This window comes from Psychrobacter pacificensis (genome assembly GCF_900101915.1).
GTDB classification, from domain to species: Bacteria; Pseudomonadota; Gammaproteobacteria; order Pseudomonadales; family Moraxellaceae; genus Psychrobacter; species Psychrobacter pacificensis.
In genome coordinates, this window is record NZ_FNAL01000008.1 from 17,540 (window position 1) to 32,259 (window position 14,720).

At 43.4% G+C, this 14,720-nt stretch carries 11 protein-coding genes and 2 tRNA genes; 9 read left to right on the forward strand and 4 right to left on the reverse strand.

Going from position 1 to position 14,720, the window contains the following annotated elements:
- Window positions 1-234 precede the first annotated feature (234 nt).
- Both ppnP and rlmB read left to right on the forward strand, forming a co-directional pair.
- Complete coding sequence (gene ppnP, locus BLR43_RS06385; protein WP_058023616.1) at window positions 235-570, forward strand: pyrimidine/purine nucleoside phosphorylase; 336 nt, start codon at window positions 235-237, stop codon at window positions 568-570.
- A gap of 246 nt (window positions 571-816) precedes the next feature.
- The gene (gene rlmB / locus BLR43_RS06390) at window positions 817-1,587 is read left to right on the forward strand and encodes a 23S rRNA (guanosine(2251)-2'-O)-methyltransferase RlmB (RefSeq protein WP_093069689.1); all 771 of its coding nucleotides are present in this window, start codon (window positions 817-819) and stop codon (window positions 1,585-1,587) included.
- On the opposite strand, the gene coaE is transcribed toward rlmB, so the two are convergent.
- The 4 genes from coaE to pilB form a co-directional block, all read right to left on the reverse strand.
- Entirely contained in the window at window positions 1,550-2,236 is a 687-nt protein-coding gene (gene coaE / locus BLR43_RS06395; RefSeq protein WP_093069692.1) for a dephospho-CoA kinase, read from the reverse strand. The two genes, rlmB and coaE, sit on opposite strands and share 38 nt — an antisense overlap.
- Window positions 2,237-2,339: 103 nt before the next feature.
- Window positions 2,340-3,242, reverse strand: coding sequence for a prepilin peptidase (locus tag BLR43_RS06400; protein ID WP_093069694.1), 903 nt, complete (start codon window positions 3,240-3,242; stop codon window positions 2,340-2,342).
- Between the two features lie 7 nt (window positions 3,243-3,249).
- Window positions 3,250-4,473, reverse strand: coding sequence for a type II secretion system F family protein (locus BLR43_RS06405; protein WP_093069696.1), 1,224 nt, complete (start codon window positions 4,471-4,473; stop codon window positions 3,250-3,252).
- 499 nt (window positions 4,474-4,972) lie between these two features.
- Window positions 4,973-6,688 (reverse strand): type IV-A pilus assembly ATPase PilB, encoded by a 1,716-nt coding sequence (gene pilB, locus BLR43_RS06410; RefSeq protein ID WP_093069698.1) that lies wholly within the window; start codon window positions 6,686-6,688, stop codon window positions 4,973-4,975.
- Window positions 6,689-7,355: 667 nt separating this feature from the next.
- Here pilB and tpiA point away from each other — a divergent pair.
- The 7 genes from tpiA to infB all read left to right on the forward strand — a co-directional run bounded on the left by tpiA (window position 7,356) and on the right by infB (window position 14,563).
- Window positions 7,356-8,168, forward strand: a complete 813-nt coding sequence (tpiA, locus tag BLR43_RS06415) for a triose-phosphate isomerase (protein WP_093069701.1) — start codon at window positions 7,356-7,358, stop codon at window positions 8,166-8,168.
- A 215-nt stretch (window positions 8,169-8,383) separates the two neighbouring features.
- Window positions 8,384-8,692, forward strand: a complete 309-nt coding sequence (secG, locus tag BLR43_RS06420) for a preprotein translocase subunit SecG (RefSeq protein ID WP_021814138.1) — start codon at window positions 8,384-8,386, stop codon at window positions 8,690-8,692.
- A 142-nt stretch (window positions 8,693-8,834) separates the two neighbouring features.
- A tRNA-Leu gene (locus tag BLR43_RS06425) sits at window positions 8,835-8,919 on the forward strand.
- 123 nt (window positions 8,920-9,042) lie between these two features.
- A tRNA-Met gene (locus BLR43_RS06430) sits at window positions 9,043-9,119 on the forward strand.
- A gap of 443 nt (window positions 9,120-9,562) precedes the next feature.
- On the forward strand, window positions 9,563-10,063 hold the full coding sequence (gene rimP / locus BLR43_RS06435) for a ribosome maturation factor RimP (RefSeq protein ID WP_093069703.1): 501 nt from the start codon (window positions 9,563-9,565) through the stop codon (window positions 10,061-10,063).
- Window positions 10,064-10,200: 137 nt separating this feature from the next.
- Complete coding sequence (gene nusA / locus BLR43_RS06440; protein WP_093069705.1) at window positions 10,201-11,676, forward strand: transcription termination factor NusA; 1,476 nt, start codon at window positions 10,201-10,203, stop codon at window positions 11,674-11,676.
- Window positions 11,677-11,827: 151 nt separating this feature from the next.
- On the forward strand, window positions 11,828-14,563 hold the full coding sequence (gene infB / locus BLR43_RS06445; protein ID WP_093069708.1) for a translation initiation factor IF-2: 2,736 nt from the start codon (window positions 11,828-11,830) through the stop codon (window positions 14,561-14,563).
- Window positions 14,564-14,720: the final 157 nt, after the last annotated feature.

Sequence of the window (14,720 nt, forward strand, 5' to 3'; positions counted from 1 at the left end):
GCATGATAACGAGTCATGATTTTGTAAAATTACAGGCGTATAGTGAGAAGAGTATGCCAATCAGTCATTATTCCAAAGCGTTTTCATAGAACCTGTGGCTACTCTTAGCACGCAGATATCTAGTAGAGAAGGATACCGCACTCAGTGCAGAGAGGTGTGTTGATGACGCGGCTCTAGCGGTAACCAGTTACTTATTTTTTAGTTTTACCATAATTATTTGATAAGGAAGCCACTATGACAGCGGCGCAATTTACTAACGTAACAGTTAATGCCCAAGCGACAGTATCTTATGATGGTCGCTGTTCCAGCCATACCATTATGTTTGAAGACGGTCGTCACAAAACCTTGGGTGTGATCTTACCTTGTGATAACTTGGTTGAGCATTATCACTTTAGCACCAATACATCCGAGCGTATCGAAATCACCGGCGGCGAGTGTGAAGTGAAAATTAATGGTGATGACGAGTTTAGCTACTACCGTGCTGGTCAATCGTTTGTTGTCGAAGGCAATAGCGGTTTCAATCTACGTACCGAAGAAATCGTCCAGTATGTCTGCCATTTAGAAGGTTGATATTATCAACAATGCGATTAAGTTAATATTGGCTGCAATTAAGCTAGTATCATCAGTGAACAGCTAACGCCATCAAATATTAATGACCAAACAATAAACAATATCAGATTGGTATTGTTTATTTCTGTTTTTAGTGCTGACTTAATCGCTCCCTCATTGCCAACGAGTTGCAGTGCTCAATGCCAATGACATTCTTCTTATTCCATCGCTTAGCGCGATATCCACCTAATACTTAATAGGCCTGTTATGGCAAAACCCATTTACTTTTACGGCATTCATGCCATTGATGCGTTACTTAAACACCGCCCTTTGGATGGTCTTAGCTTGTTTGTGCAACAGGGACGCGAGAGTGACAGCCATGTACAAGCCATTATGGCTGAGGCGGAAGCTAATGGTATCAGTATCCAGCCGACCCAAAAAGATAAGCTGACACAGCTATGTGGTAGCCCGCAGCATCAAGGCGTGGTACTCAATGCTCGTCCGCTAGGTTTTGCTGATGAAGGTCTGCTTGATACCATTATTGGTCGCGAACAGTGCTTATTGTTAGTGCTAGATCAAATCACAGACGCACATAACTTTGGCGCTTGCTTGCGCACAGCCGTAGCAATGGGTGTGGACGCCGTGGTTTGTCCGAAGCACCATGCAGCAAGCCTGACGCCCACAGTCGCTAAAGTATCTGTTGGGGCCGCAGAGATGATGCCGATTATTAGTGTCACCAATTTGGCACGTACACTTTCGCACATCAAAAACGCAGGAGTATTTGTGTTTGGTACGGCGCTCAATGCCGATGCGAAGCCTATCCATGCCGCTGATCTGACTGGCAAAACAGCCATCATTATGGGGTCAGAAGGAGAGGGGATGCGCCGCCTGACAATGGAGAGCTGCGATGAGCTGGTTTATATTCCGATGTCAGGAAACGAGCATGGCAACCTACAAAGCTTAAACGTAAGCGTCGCTACTGGTATGGCACTGTATGAGGTTAATCGCCAGCGAACTTTAGCTGCTGGGCAAGCGTAAGGTACTCTTGGTGTAGGGGTTCTAGCTGTAAGTATAGAGAGGCAAGGTCGCTCTCGTTAAGTATGATATCGTCTGCATGACGATTGCGCTCTTCACGACTGAGCTGGTTGGTCATAATGGCTTTGATTTTTTGAATACTTTGATCATCACGCTGACTGGCACGCGCAAGCTGCGTGTCTTCGGTGGCATCCATTACAAGGATACGTTGGCATAAATTGGCAAGACCTGCTTCTGCTCCCTCAATGAGTAGGGGTGCGGACAATACCACATAAGCTGAGGTACTAGACTCTAACTGTGCTTTGGCTGTCTCACGTATCGCTGGATGCGTGATCGCCTCAAGCTCAATAAGCGCTTCAGGGTTTGCAAATACGTGCGTGCGTACGGCCGCTCTATTCATTGATCCGTCATCATTTAATACCCAATCACCGAATCTTTTTTGGATTTTGCGCAGAGTATCGCTGCCTTTAGTAACGATCTCATGAGCGATCACATCGGCATCGATAATATCGATCCCTTGCTCAGAAAACCAAGCACTAGCAGCGGATTTGCCACTACCGATCCCGCCTGTTAAACCAACGACGAGCGTCTTGTTTTTTGTCTGTAGATTCTGTGGTTGACGCGAATAAGATTGTGCGGCTTTATTTGACATAATGATGGCTTATTTGACAGAGGTAGTAAAAGCAGTGACTAATGAAGAAATTGCTTATCAATAATCGTGACTGTAGATTAGGGGAAAATTTTACTATCAAGACTCAGTAAGTATACATACCAAGATACCAGCTGACGATATCTGAGCCGTATAATAAAGCAACAATGCCTGCGACAGCAATGTAAGGACCAAAGGCAAAAGGCCTGCTCTCACCTTGTTTTTTCATCAAGATTATTCCGACGATCGACCCAAGCAAGGATGATAATAAAATAATTAATGGCAACATCATGGGCCCGAGCCAAGCACCTAATACTGCTAGTAATTTAAAATCACCTTGTCCCATCCCATGTTTCTTAGTGATTAAGTAGAATACTTTAACGACGATCCAGAGTGATAAAAATCCGAAGAGTAAACCCCATATCGACTGCGTTGGTGAGACAAACCAGCCTTGTGAGTTGACGGCCAATCCTAGACCTGCTAGTGGAAAAGTCAGGCGATCGGGTAGTAGCTGCGTATCAAAATCAATACCGGTTAGAGCCACTAGTGTCCACACTAAAACGAGCGCTGACAATCCAGTTGCATTGACACCGAATTTGTAGATCACGAGCACCGATAGTAAAGCGGTTACTAACTCAACTACAGGATACCGCAAACCAATCGCAGCTTTGCAGTTTGAGCAGCGCCCTTTTAGTGCCAGCCAGCTGATTAAGGGTATGTTTTCATACCATCTGATCTTATGAGCGCAATGGGGGCAGCGTGAGGCAGGTCGACTCAAAGTAATGGGTTGGTCAGTAGCCACGACATTCGCTATAGGTAACGTATGCTCGCGTGGCATATCTGCCTGTTCGATCATAAATTGGCTACATTCTTGTCGCCAACCGTAAATCATCATAAGTGGGATACGATGAATCACAACATTTAAAAAACTACCAACACAAAGACCTAACAAACCAAATACGACCAAGGCTAGAGCTATATTTTCTTGTAGTAACTGTATGAATTGCATTAAACCATTATCCTACGACTGAGCCCATTTGGAAGATTGGTAAGTACATCGCAATGACCAGACCACCAACTAATACACCCAGTACAGCCATGATCATAGGTTCCATTAAGCTGGTCAAACCATCAACGGCATTGTCGACTTCGTTTTCGTAGTAGACAGCGACTTTATCGAGCATTTCTTCCAAGCTACCAGACTCTTCGCCGATACCCACCATTTGAATAACGAGACTTGGGAATAAATTGGTTGAACGTATGGAGAACTGTAGTTGCTGACCAGTAGAAACGTCATTTTTGACCTGTTGAGTGGCATTATAAAACACGACATTGTTGGTCGCACCAGCAGTAGAATCTAGCGCATCAATGAGAGGTACACCAGCGGCAAAAGTGGTAGATAGGGTACGAGCAAAGCGCGCAATAATTGCTTGATAAGCAATATTGCCAAAAATTGGTGCTTTTAATACCGCACGGTCTAAAAAGTCACGGAATTTTTTAGAGCGTTTTTTTGCTTCTGAAAATCCGATAATAGCCCCACCGATAAAAATAATTAAAATAAACCACCATGCTTTCATCCACTCAGACATACCCACTACCATTTGAGTAAAAGCAGGTAGCTCTGCGCCAAATGACTCAAATAGGTCTGAAAATACAGGCACGACTTTTATTAATAGAATCATAGTAACGATAATGGCAACTACGATGACAGCAATCGGATATTTTATTGCTTTCTTAATCTTTGCTTTTAGTAATTCGCTTTTTTCTTTGTAAGTCGCTACACGCTCAAGCATGGTCTCTAGCGCACCCGATTGTTCACCAGATTCGACGAGTGAGCAGAATAGATCATCAAAGTAACGAGGGTGTTTACGTAGGGCGGAAGCAAAGGTGCCACCTGCTTCGATATCAGCTTTGATTTGTAGCACCAAGTCTTTCATACTCGGATTATCAAGCGAATCTGCTACAATTTCAAAAGATTGAGTCAGCGGGACACCTGCTTTCATCATCGTTGCCAATTGTCGCGCAAAAATCGCAATATCAATGGCTTTAATTGGTTTTTTGAAGGTGTAGAGCGGTTTTGGTTTCTTCTTGATACCTTTAACCGTGATCCCTTGCTTGCGTAAAGTAGCTTTGGCTAACTCTAAGCTACGACTAGTGGTTTCGCCTTTCACCTTTTGCCCGCGCCGGTTTACGCCATCATAGACAAAGTCCAACAGCATGTCAGTCTTAGCTTTTGCCATATTACTACCCTCGAGATTGTCTAATATAGATATTGCAAACATAAAGCAGAATACCAGACAAAATTGTTGGCTGGTATACTTTATTTTAGCGCAAAAAACCAGTGCCTATCTGTTTTATTTTTAAGTATATCTATTAGATAGTATTTCTACGTTAGGAGCCTTTAGAAAGAAAAATACTAGAAGATTAAGGCGTTTTGAACATTCGACCATGGCACTGACAGCGACAATTTTTTAGGCGATTCGATGTTAAAAATAATAAGTTTAGTCACTCTAAGCGCTTATTTTTAACGATGAAGCGGCAAAAAAGAGTCCTATCCCCTGCTTTTATCGTTGGGGCTGATGCTAAAATTGCCCCATACTGCGTTACAAATCTCGCTAAGGCATCTGCATTATCGTCGCTTTGTGCCTTGTCTGGAACAATTTTAGCGATCAGCAGTGCCTATTTGCGAATGTTCAACACGCCCTAATAGTTGCATATACGACTTAATGCTTATGCTACTTATTCAGAAGTAACGCGCATCATTTCTTGAATACTAGTGACACCTTGCAGAACTTTTAAAACCCCAGAACGGCGTAGATCTCGAAAACCATTTTTGAGCGCCGCATCTTTGATATCTATGGCATTGCCGTCTTCCATAATGATACGTGAGATGTCGGGGCTGACCTTCATCACCTCATAAATACCTACACGGCCTTTATAACCTTCACGGCACTCATTGCAGCCCACTGGCTCATAAATCACGTTGTCTGGATTATCCAAATCTGCATCAGTAAAACCAATCTCTAGCAAACTTTGACGAGGGATATTGATCGGTTTTTTACAGTTCTTACACAGTCGCCGCGCCAAACGTTGCGCAATGACTAAGTTGACTGACGTTGCAATGTTAAAAGACGCCACTCCCATATTACGCAAACGCGTTAATGTCTCAGGTGCTGAATTGGTATGTAGGGTGGAGAGTACCATATGCCCTGTTTGTGCCGCTTTAATAGCGATCTCGGCAGTTTCCAAGTCACGAATCTCACCAACCATGACAATATCAGGATCTTGACGCAAAAAAGACTTGAGCGCATTAGCAAAGGTTAGGCCGACCTTAGCGTTGACATTGACCTGATTGATACCTTCAAGGTTAATCTCCACAGGGTCTTCGGCGGTTGAAATATTGGTGGCACCAGTGTTTAAGATATTGATACCTGTGTAAAGAGAGACTGTCTTACCAGAACCAGTAGGGCCAGTAATCAGTAGCATACCTTGTGGTTTGTGCAGCGCTTCTAAAAACATCTCCTGCTGATCAGGTTCATACCCTAGCGCATCAATACCAAGCATGGCTGATGAAGGATCTAGGATACGCAAAACGATTTTTTCACCGAATAAGGTTGGTAATGAGTTTACCCGGAAATCGATGGCTTTGGTCTTAGAGATTTTGAGCTTGATACGACCATCTTGTGGTATTCTGCGCTCTGAGATATCCATCTGTGACATGACTTTTAGACGAGCCGCAATTTTACCAGCGAGCTGGACTGGCGGACTGGCTATTTTTTGCATCACGCCATCAACACGAAAACGTACTCGGAAAGATTTTTCGTAAGGCTCAAAGTGCAAATCAGAGGCACCCATGCGAATAGCATCGACCAACATTTTATTGACGAATTTTACAACAGGTGCTTCATCGACCCCATCATTAAGTTTGGTTGTCCCTTCGTCCTGATCGTCATCACCATCTTCAAAACCAACATTTAAGTCACTGTCAGAGAAGCTGTCAAAGCTCTGCATCGTATCAGCGTAAACGCTTTCGATACGCTTTTTTAGCTTGTTTTCTTCAACAACAATCGTTTCGATAGACAAGCGAGAATTAAAGGCAATAGCATCAATAGCATCAACACGAGTTGGATCACTAAGCGCTACAAATAAGCGTTGGCCGCGCTTGAATAATGGCAATGCATTAAACTTACGGACGATTTTTTCATCGACTAAGTCCTTTGGAATGACATCAGTGCTGAGCGCATCGAGATCGAACAAGGGATCGCCAAAGGCTTGTGATAACATTTGAGCAAGGTGATAAGAATCAGCCAGTTTATTGTCTACAAGGTACGGCACCAATCCGATTTTCTGCTCCTGCGACTCAATCTGTGCCGTTTTCATATTTGCTTCGCTAACGACACCATCACTGATGAGCTGCTGCGCTAGACCACCATATTTACTGGTTGTAATAGACATTATGACCTCTCCTTGATAAAGGGTTTGCACACCGCTTTAGAATACAGACTACTATATATGCTTTAATATATTTGCGGTAATGGATGCGTATTTTGATTCAGCAAGTTATTTCTACTTCTTTCGTAATAACTTAGAGAGCATTTAGGGCGTGTTGAACATTCGACCATGGCACTGACAGCGACTATTTTTTAGGCGATTCGATGTTAAAAATAATAAGTTTAGTCATTCTAAGCGCTTATTTTTAACGATGAAGCGGCAAAAAAGAGTCCTGTCCCCTGCTTTTATCGTTGGGGCTGATGCTAAAATTGCCCCATACTGCGTTACAAATCTCGCTAAGGCATCTGCATTATCGTCGCTTTGTGCCTTGTCTGGAACAATTTTAGCGATCAGCAGTGCCTATTTGCGAATGTTCAACACGCCCTAATAATTTTTAATTTCTGTTAGACACAATATACGACTTTACTTTATTTTAGTTTAAAGGCTTTCTACAAATGATTAAACAATCAATACGTCAAAATCTCTGTTTTTAGTTGTCATTTTTGAACATAGGTATTGAAAAGCACCGCTGCTTCTGGCAGCACACTACTATAGCACTTACGAATTATTTGTTATACTGGCGCGCATATGAGCCGAATTGGCGCGAATACATGAGACAAGGTAAATAAGTATGCAAGCTTGGGTGATCGGTAATTGGAAGCAGAATCCGGCAACTAGCCATGATGTTGATGCGCTGTTAAGTGACCTGCTGACTAAGGTTGATGCTAAAAATCAAGCTAAAATGCCAACCTCTAATAGTCAATGCAAATTGATGGTAGCACCAAGCAGTATTCATTTGGCCGCAGTCAGTGCACGCTTAGCAAATACTCCAATAATCAGCGCCGCTCAAGACGTGAGCGCTCATAGTGCAAGCACAGGCGCTTACACCGGAGACTGCTCAGCACAGCAAGTCGCAGATACAGGAGCTACTTGGACGATACTTGGTCACTCTGAGCGTCGCCAGTATCATAAAGAATCTCATGACTGTCTAATAAATAAAATGTATCATGCGTTTTCTCAAAATCTTGGTGTGGTGTTCTGTATCGGCGAAACGCAAGAACAGTATGATAATGGTCAAACACTTGACGTTATCAATGAACAACTCTCAGTGATCAAAGATTTACTGGCGCAGCAGCCAGATATTACAGCTTCTTTGTCCGAGAGATTGATTATTGCGTACGAGCCTGTCTGGGCGATTGGTACAGGTAAAGTACCGACTGTGACAGAGGTCAGTAAGACTCATCAACATATCAAGCAAACCGTTGCAGGCTTTGCTGACATAGCAGGTGCGATTACCGTACTGTATGGCGGTAGCGTTAATGCTGATAATGCTGATAGCTTTGCTTCTAACTCTATGATTGATGGCGCATTGGTTGGCGGTGCCTCATTGAAAGCAGATAGCTTCTTAGCGATCGCTGATGCTTTTAGTCAAGCGAATGCTTAATCAAATAAATAACGCTCAGATATCAGTATCATAGCTGATAGACAGTATGGTTTTACCAGTTGGTAAAAGTAGGTTTAACAGTACCCTTGCATTCGTGTACAATGCGCCTTATTTATATAATCGATTTGGTATCATGAGATGCTAGTCATTATTTTTATTAACCTTACGTTTTATTTTCCGTTATCAGTCGTCATTACGCGGCAAAAGAGGCCACCATGTTTACGTTTATATTAGCCCTGCATATTATCGTGGCCATTGCCATGATCGGCTTGATTTTGATACAGCATGGTAAAGGGGCAGATGCTGGGGCTTCTTTTGGTGCCGGCTCATCAGGTACTGTATTTGGTGCAGCGGGAACTGCCAACTTTTTGACGCGTGCGACTGCAGTACTAACGGTCATATTCTTTATTACCAGTATGACGCTGGCGGTGCATGCGCGTAAGCAGGCCGAAGACCAGTTTCGTCTAGACGCGCCAGTGTCAGCACCGCAAACGCCGCGTCCATTGACACAAAATCCTGAATAAGTGGCTTTTGAGTAGTCAGTGCTTGCTATTTTGGTAGGTTACATTTACAATGCTTTTCTATTTTCGCAAGTCCTTATCTATTAATGCCTACCTTACGCATTATATATAGTAGATAGGAAGTTAGAAAACAGAGTAGTAAAATGCGATTGTGGTGGAATTGGTAGACACGCCATCTTGAGGGGGTGGTGGCGCAAGCCGTGGGGGTTCAAGTCCCCCCAATCGCACCAAGTTTTATAGACGTAGCATAGCGTCAGGTTGGATTTTTAGTAGTAATCACTTGATTTATAATTATTTTAAATAAAGTGTTGACACTTCTACATTATCTCACTATAATATGCGTTCTAGATTGATGCGGGGTGGAGCAGTCTGGTAGCTCGTCGGGCTCATAACCCGAAGGTCGTTGGTTCAAATCCAGCCCCCGCTACCACTTTTTATACTGATGTTTTGTACACTAAATTTGTCAGTACCGATTAACCCACCATAATGTTTGTGGGTTTTTTTGTATCTGAAGGTCAGTGTTATCGCGGTATCTATCCTACTTATGTTAAGCTCTAGGTCTATAGAGTACGATATTACTCGTCACTGGTCATCATCGGCCGCCACTGGCACGATGCTCCTTAAGCAACACTATCTTTTATTCCTCACGCTTTTATCGATAGTAGTGCTTTATAACTAATAAAAGCATTGTTTGGCTGAGCTTGATGTTTTTTAGGCTCGCCCCTATATAAACGCACAATACCTGTTATATGTTTGTGGTTTACCATTATATAATGACCGTAACTCTTACTATATATAAGTACGAAAAGAGCAAAGCTTTGATACGGTTTACTGAGTACGATAGATAAGCGAATAGGAAAATACAAAGAGATTATGAAGCTTTCGACTAAAGTTGCAGAACTGACTAATATTATTGCCCCTGCTGTGGCCGCTTGCGATGTGTCGCTATGGGGTATAGAATTTGCGCCACAAGGCCGTCGCTCTTTATTGCGTATTTATATTGAGGCATTGCCAGAAGACCAAGCCCAAGATAAGCACGTTACTATCGAAGACTGTGCCGCAGTGAACCATCAAGTAAGCGGTATCCTCGAAGTTCATGATCCTATCGCTGGTGAATATATTTTAGAAGTGTCTTCACCTGGTTTTGACCGTGCATTTTTCTCAGATGAGCAAATGCATGCCTATGTGGGTCAAACAGTAAGCTTACGTTTGATTCAAGCTATCGGCACAGGTGATCAAAAACGTCGTAAAGCAACAGGTACATTAGATAGTATCGATGATAAAGTTTTAAAACTGACGTCAAGCGATGGTGAGCAGTTTGAGATTGCATTAAGTAATATTGATAAAGCCAACTTAGTTTACGAAGATGCCTAACGACATATTATTAGGCAGCTGCTCATAGATCAGCAGTGTCATCTTCAAATAGCTTATGTGGCTTATAGTAACTATATAATAGCAACACCCAAATTATAAAATTTAAGTCAATTAAAAAATGATAGGACAGGTATAGCATGAGTCGTGAAATCTTAACGGTAGTAGAAACTGTCAGTAATGAAAAGGGCTTAAATCCTGAAGACATCTTTGAAGCCATAGAAGACGCTTTGGTGGTATCGACCAAGAAAAAAGTATATACCGAGCAGCCAGAAGTGGCTGTGCGAGTAGCTATTGACCGTGCAACTGGCGATTATGACACTTATCGTTATTGGACCGTGGTTGCAGATGAAGACCATGAAATGCCTGCTTGTCAGCTTGCTATCACAGATCTTGATCAAAAAGAATGGTCAATTGGTGATATCAAAGAAGAGCAAATCGAATCGATTGAATTTGGTCGTATTGCAGCCACTCAAGCAAAGCAGGTCATCATCCAAAAAATCCGTGAAGCTGAGCGTGCACTTGTGGCAGACGCTTTTGAGCCGCGTGTTGGTGAAATGATGTATGGCGAAGTCAAGAAACAGACACGTGATGGCTATATCATCGACTTAGGCGACAATGCTGAAGGCTACTTGTCACGCGATCAAATGTTGCCACGTGAGCAGCTACGTCCAAAATCACGTATCAACGCCATCTTATATCATGTAAACCGTGAAAACCGCGGTGCACAGCTATTGTTATCTCGCACGCATCCTGAAATGCTATCAGCATTGATGCAAAAAGAAGTACCTGAGATTGCAGAACAAATTATCGAAATCCGTAACGTCGCTCGCCTGCCTGGTACTCGTGCTAAAATAGCCGTGAAGACCAACGATCATCGTATCGATCCTGTTGGGGCTTGTATTGGTATGCGTGGCACACGTATCCAAGCAGTACAGCAAGAGCTAGATGGTGAGCGTATCGATGTCGTAGTATGGTCAGATGATCCAGCTCAGTTCATCATCAGCTCTTTAGAACCAGCTGATGTCAGCAGCATCATCTTAGATGAAGACACTCAAACAGCAGATATTATCTTTAGCACCAACGATCAACTGGCACGCGCGATTGGCTCACAAGGCCAAAACGTACGCTTGGCCTCTGAGTTGACTGGCTATAAGCTGAATATGATGCTCGAAGAAGAGTACAAACAGCGTCAAGAAAACGAATCAAAAGCATTTATTGAATTATTTTATGATCGCCTAGAAGTTGATCAAGATCTAGCGCAGGCGCTGGTTGATATTGGTTTTACCAGTATCGAAGAAGTGGCCTATGTGCCAGTCGATACCTTCTATGACATTGAAGGGTTAGACGATGAAGCAATCGACATGATTCAAGAACGTGCTAAAGACGTCGTCATTGCTGATGAGCTGGTCAAACAACAGAACATGAAAGAGCCAAGTCAAGAGCTTGAAGGTATGACAGTCAGCTGGGCCTATAAAATGGCACAAAAAGATATTATTACCGTGGATGATTTAGCAGAACAAGCCGTCTTCGATCTAGAAGATATCGAAGGATTAGACTCCGAAACTGCAGGAAAACTCATCATGAAAGCTCGGGAATCTTGGTTCGATGAATAAGCGGTAACTGCATATCGCTGTCTTTTGGTGATATGCTATTGAGAATAAAGTGCTGGTGTCTACATACTGTAAATACTGGCCTTAACCCAATCATTTGTAGCCAACAACTGAATTGAACATATAGCAAATAATAGACAGTAGGTGATAATAAATGGCAGATAAGACCGTCAAAGAACTGGCAGAAATGGTAGGCAAAACTACAAGTGCTGTAAAGCAGCAATTAGTAGATGCTGGCCTGCCTGCTCGCGCAGAGGATGACCTAGTCACCGAGTTTGAGCAAGAGAAGTTGGTGACGTATTTAAAACAAAGTCATGGTCAAAACGAAAAGCGTCGTATTAGTCTCAAATCTAAGACAACGAGTACCGCTCGTGTGACTGGCTCTTCGGGTAAATCTAAGAGCGTTAATGTTGAAGTACGCAAAAAGAAAGTATTTGAGAAGCCGGATCCAAAGAAAATAGCTGAAGAATTAGCCGCGCGAGAGCAGGCTCTCATTGAATCTCAAGAGCGTGCTGCTAAAGAAGCAGAAGAACGTGCTGCGACCAAGAAAAAAGCAGAAGAGCGCCAAGCAGCAACTTTAGCTGCAATGCGTGCAAGCTTAGGCTCTAGCAAAAAATCAGACGACAAAAACGATGATATTTCCACCTCAGTTGTCGTTAAAAAAGGCGGTAAAGCGAGCAAAGCCACCGTTGAAGTCAAGCCTAAAGAGCAGCCGAAGAAAAAGGTTACTGCTACTAAACCTAAAGTTGAGACAGCTGCTGAGCGTAAAGCTCGCGAAACTCGTGAGAAAGAAGAAGCGCGTCTACGTGAAATCGAATTAGAAACTCGCCGTACTCAAGCAGAAGAAGCGCAAAAGCGTACGCTTGAGCAAATGCGTAAAATGGCTGGTAAATATACCGATCGTGAGCCTGTTGCCGAAGTGCGTAAAGATGAACCATTGGCTGAAGGCCTGGTCGGTGATGCATTAGAAGAGTCATTTGAAAAAGAACGTCGCGAAATCAAACGCGGTGCAAACAGCACGGGTGCTCGTGGTCGTCGTCGTAAGAATCAAGATGAGCGTGAAATCAAAAACCGTAAAAACGGTTTGCGTTCAACACAAGCATCACAACATAAGTTTGAAAAACCTGTCGAAAAAATCGTCTATGATGTTGAGATTAGTGAGCACATCACTGTTGCAGATCTTGCACAGCGTATGGCAGTCAAGGCTCGTGAAGTCATTAAATTATTGATGAAAATGGGTGAAATCGCTCGCGAATCAGATACCATCGATCAAGCGACAGCAAGTCTGATCGTTGAAGAGATGGGTCACAACCCTGTCCTTGTCAGTGATACCAAGGTCGAAGACGATCTACAAGATGCCGTTGATGAGCGCAGCAGTAACGTGCAAACCCGTCCACCTGTCGTCACTATCATGGGTCACGTTGACCATGGTAAGACCTCATTGCTTGATAAGATTCGCGAGACCAAAGTAGCGACTGGCGAAGCAGGTGGTATTACTCAGCATATCGGTGCTTATCACGTAGAAACCGATCGTGGTGTTATCACTTTCCTTGATACTCCAGGTCACGCGGCGTTTAGCGCAATGCGCTCACGCGGTGCTCAGGCAACTGATATTGTTGTACTTGTCGTCGCAGCTGATGATGGCATGATGCCACAAACGGCAGAAGCGATTGATCATGCACGTGCTGCTGGTACGCCAATCATTGTTGCTATTAATAAAATGGATAAGCCAAGTGCTGATCCTGACCGTGTTCTCAATGAATTGACTACCAAAGAAGTCGTCACAGAAGAATGGGGTGGCGACACACCAATGGCACGTATTTCAGCCAAGACAGGCGAAGGTATCGACGACTTACTAGAGTTTATTAGCTTGCAAGCTGAGTTAATGGAGTTAGAGGCGCCACTAGACGGTGCTGCACAAGGTGTGGTTATTGAATCAAGACTCGAAAAAGGTCGTGGCCCTGTGGTTAGTGTTCTAGTTAAGAAAGGCACGTTGAAACAAGGCGACTTGGTTCTAGCTGGTGAGCACTATGGTAAAGTACGTGCACTAACTGACGAGAATGGTCAACGTGTTAAATCAGCTGGCCCTTCTATTCCTGTAGAGATTTTAGGTCTGCCTGAAACACCTGCGGCTGGTAGTGAATTCTTAGTAGTAACGGACGAGAAAAAAGCGCGCGAAGTTGCGGCCTTTAGAACTAACCGTGAGCGTGAGCGCCAACTTGAGCGTCAAAATGCCATGCGTTTAGAAAGCATGTTCGATCAGATGGGTCAAGGCGATGTGTCATTCTTGAACATTGTATTGAAGACAGACGTACGTGGTTCACTTGAAGCACTACTAGCTGCCCTAAATGAATTGTCTACTGATGAAGTAAAAGTCAGAGTTATCAGTTCAGGTGTTGGTCCTATCTCTGAGTCTGACGTAACACTTGCAGAATCTAGCGAAGCGGTATTGTTAGGCTTTAACGTCCGTGCAGATGCCACCGCACGCCGTAAAGCAGATACAGCTAACATGGATATTCGTTACTATAGTGTCATCTATGGTTTGATTGATGATGTGAAATCTGCAATGAGTGGTATGCTTGCTCCTGAACATCGTGAGAAAATCTTGGGTGTTGCAGAAGTTCGTGAAGTATTCCGCTCTAGTAAGTTTGGTGCGGCTGCTGGTTGTATGGTGGTTGAAGGTACAATCTATCGCAACAAACCTATCCGCGTATTGCGTGATGACCAAGTCATCTTTACTGGTCAATTGCAATCATTACGTCGTTATAAAGAAGACGTCAATGAAGTACGTACTGGTATGGAATGTGGTCTGGCCGTTCGTGGCTATGATGTCGAAGCTGGCGATAAGATCGAAGTCTTTGAAATTCAAGAGTTCGCCCGTACTATCTAAAGCCGCTGTTCGATAACAGAGTATGTAGCAATGCAATATGCCAAATGTGCTGAGCATGCTAGATACTCTGTCGATATTCAGCTGTACTTAGGCCTATCAGGTACACCCTGCTAGGCCTTTTTTAGCAAATATCATTACTACATTTTTTAGCAAACAG

Excerpts from the sequence above, each read along its gene's own strand:
- ppnP (WP_058023616.1), top strand. The coding sequence starts at position 235 with ATGACAGCGGCGCAATTTACTAACGTAACAGTTAATGCCCAAGCGACA.
- rlmB (WP_093069689.1), top strand. The coding sequence starts at position 817 with ATGGCAAAACCCATTTACTTTTACGGCATTCATGCCATTGATGCGTTA.
- coaE (WP_093069692.1), bottom strand. The coding sequence starts at position 2,236 with ATGTCAAATAAAGCCGCACAATCTTATTCGCGTCAACCACAGAATCTA.
- BLR43_RS06400 (WP_093069694.1), bottom strand. The coding sequence starts at position 3,242 with ATGCAATTCATACAGTTACTACAAGAAAATATAGCTCTAGCCTTGGTC.
- BLR43_RS06405 (WP_093069696.1), bottom strand. The coding sequence starts at position 4,473 with ATGGCAAAAGCTAAGACTGACATGCTGTTGGACTTTGTCTATGATGGC.
- pilB (WP_093069698.1), bottom strand. The coding sequence starts at position 6,688 with ATGTCTATTACAACCAGTAAATATGGTGGTCTAGCGCAGCAGCTCATC.
- tpiA (WP_093069701.1), top strand. The coding sequence starts at position 7,356 with ATGCAAGCTTGGGTGATCGGTAATTGGAAGCAGAATCCGGCAACTAGC.
- secG (WP_021814138.1), top strand. The coding sequence starts at position 8,384 with ATGTTTACGTTTATATTAGCCCTGCATATTATCGTGGCCATTGCCATG.
- rimP (WP_093069703.1), top strand. The coding sequence starts at position 9,563 with ATGAAGCTTTCGACTAAAGTTGCAGAACTGACTAATATTATTGCCCCT.
- nusA (WP_093069705.1), top strand. The coding sequence starts at position 10,201 with ATGAGTCGTGAAATCTTAACGGTAGTAGAAACTGTCAGTAATGAAAAG.
- infB (WP_093069708.1), top strand. The coding sequence starts at position 11,828 with ATGGCAGATAAGACCGTCAAAGAACTGGCAGAAATGGTAGGCAAAACT.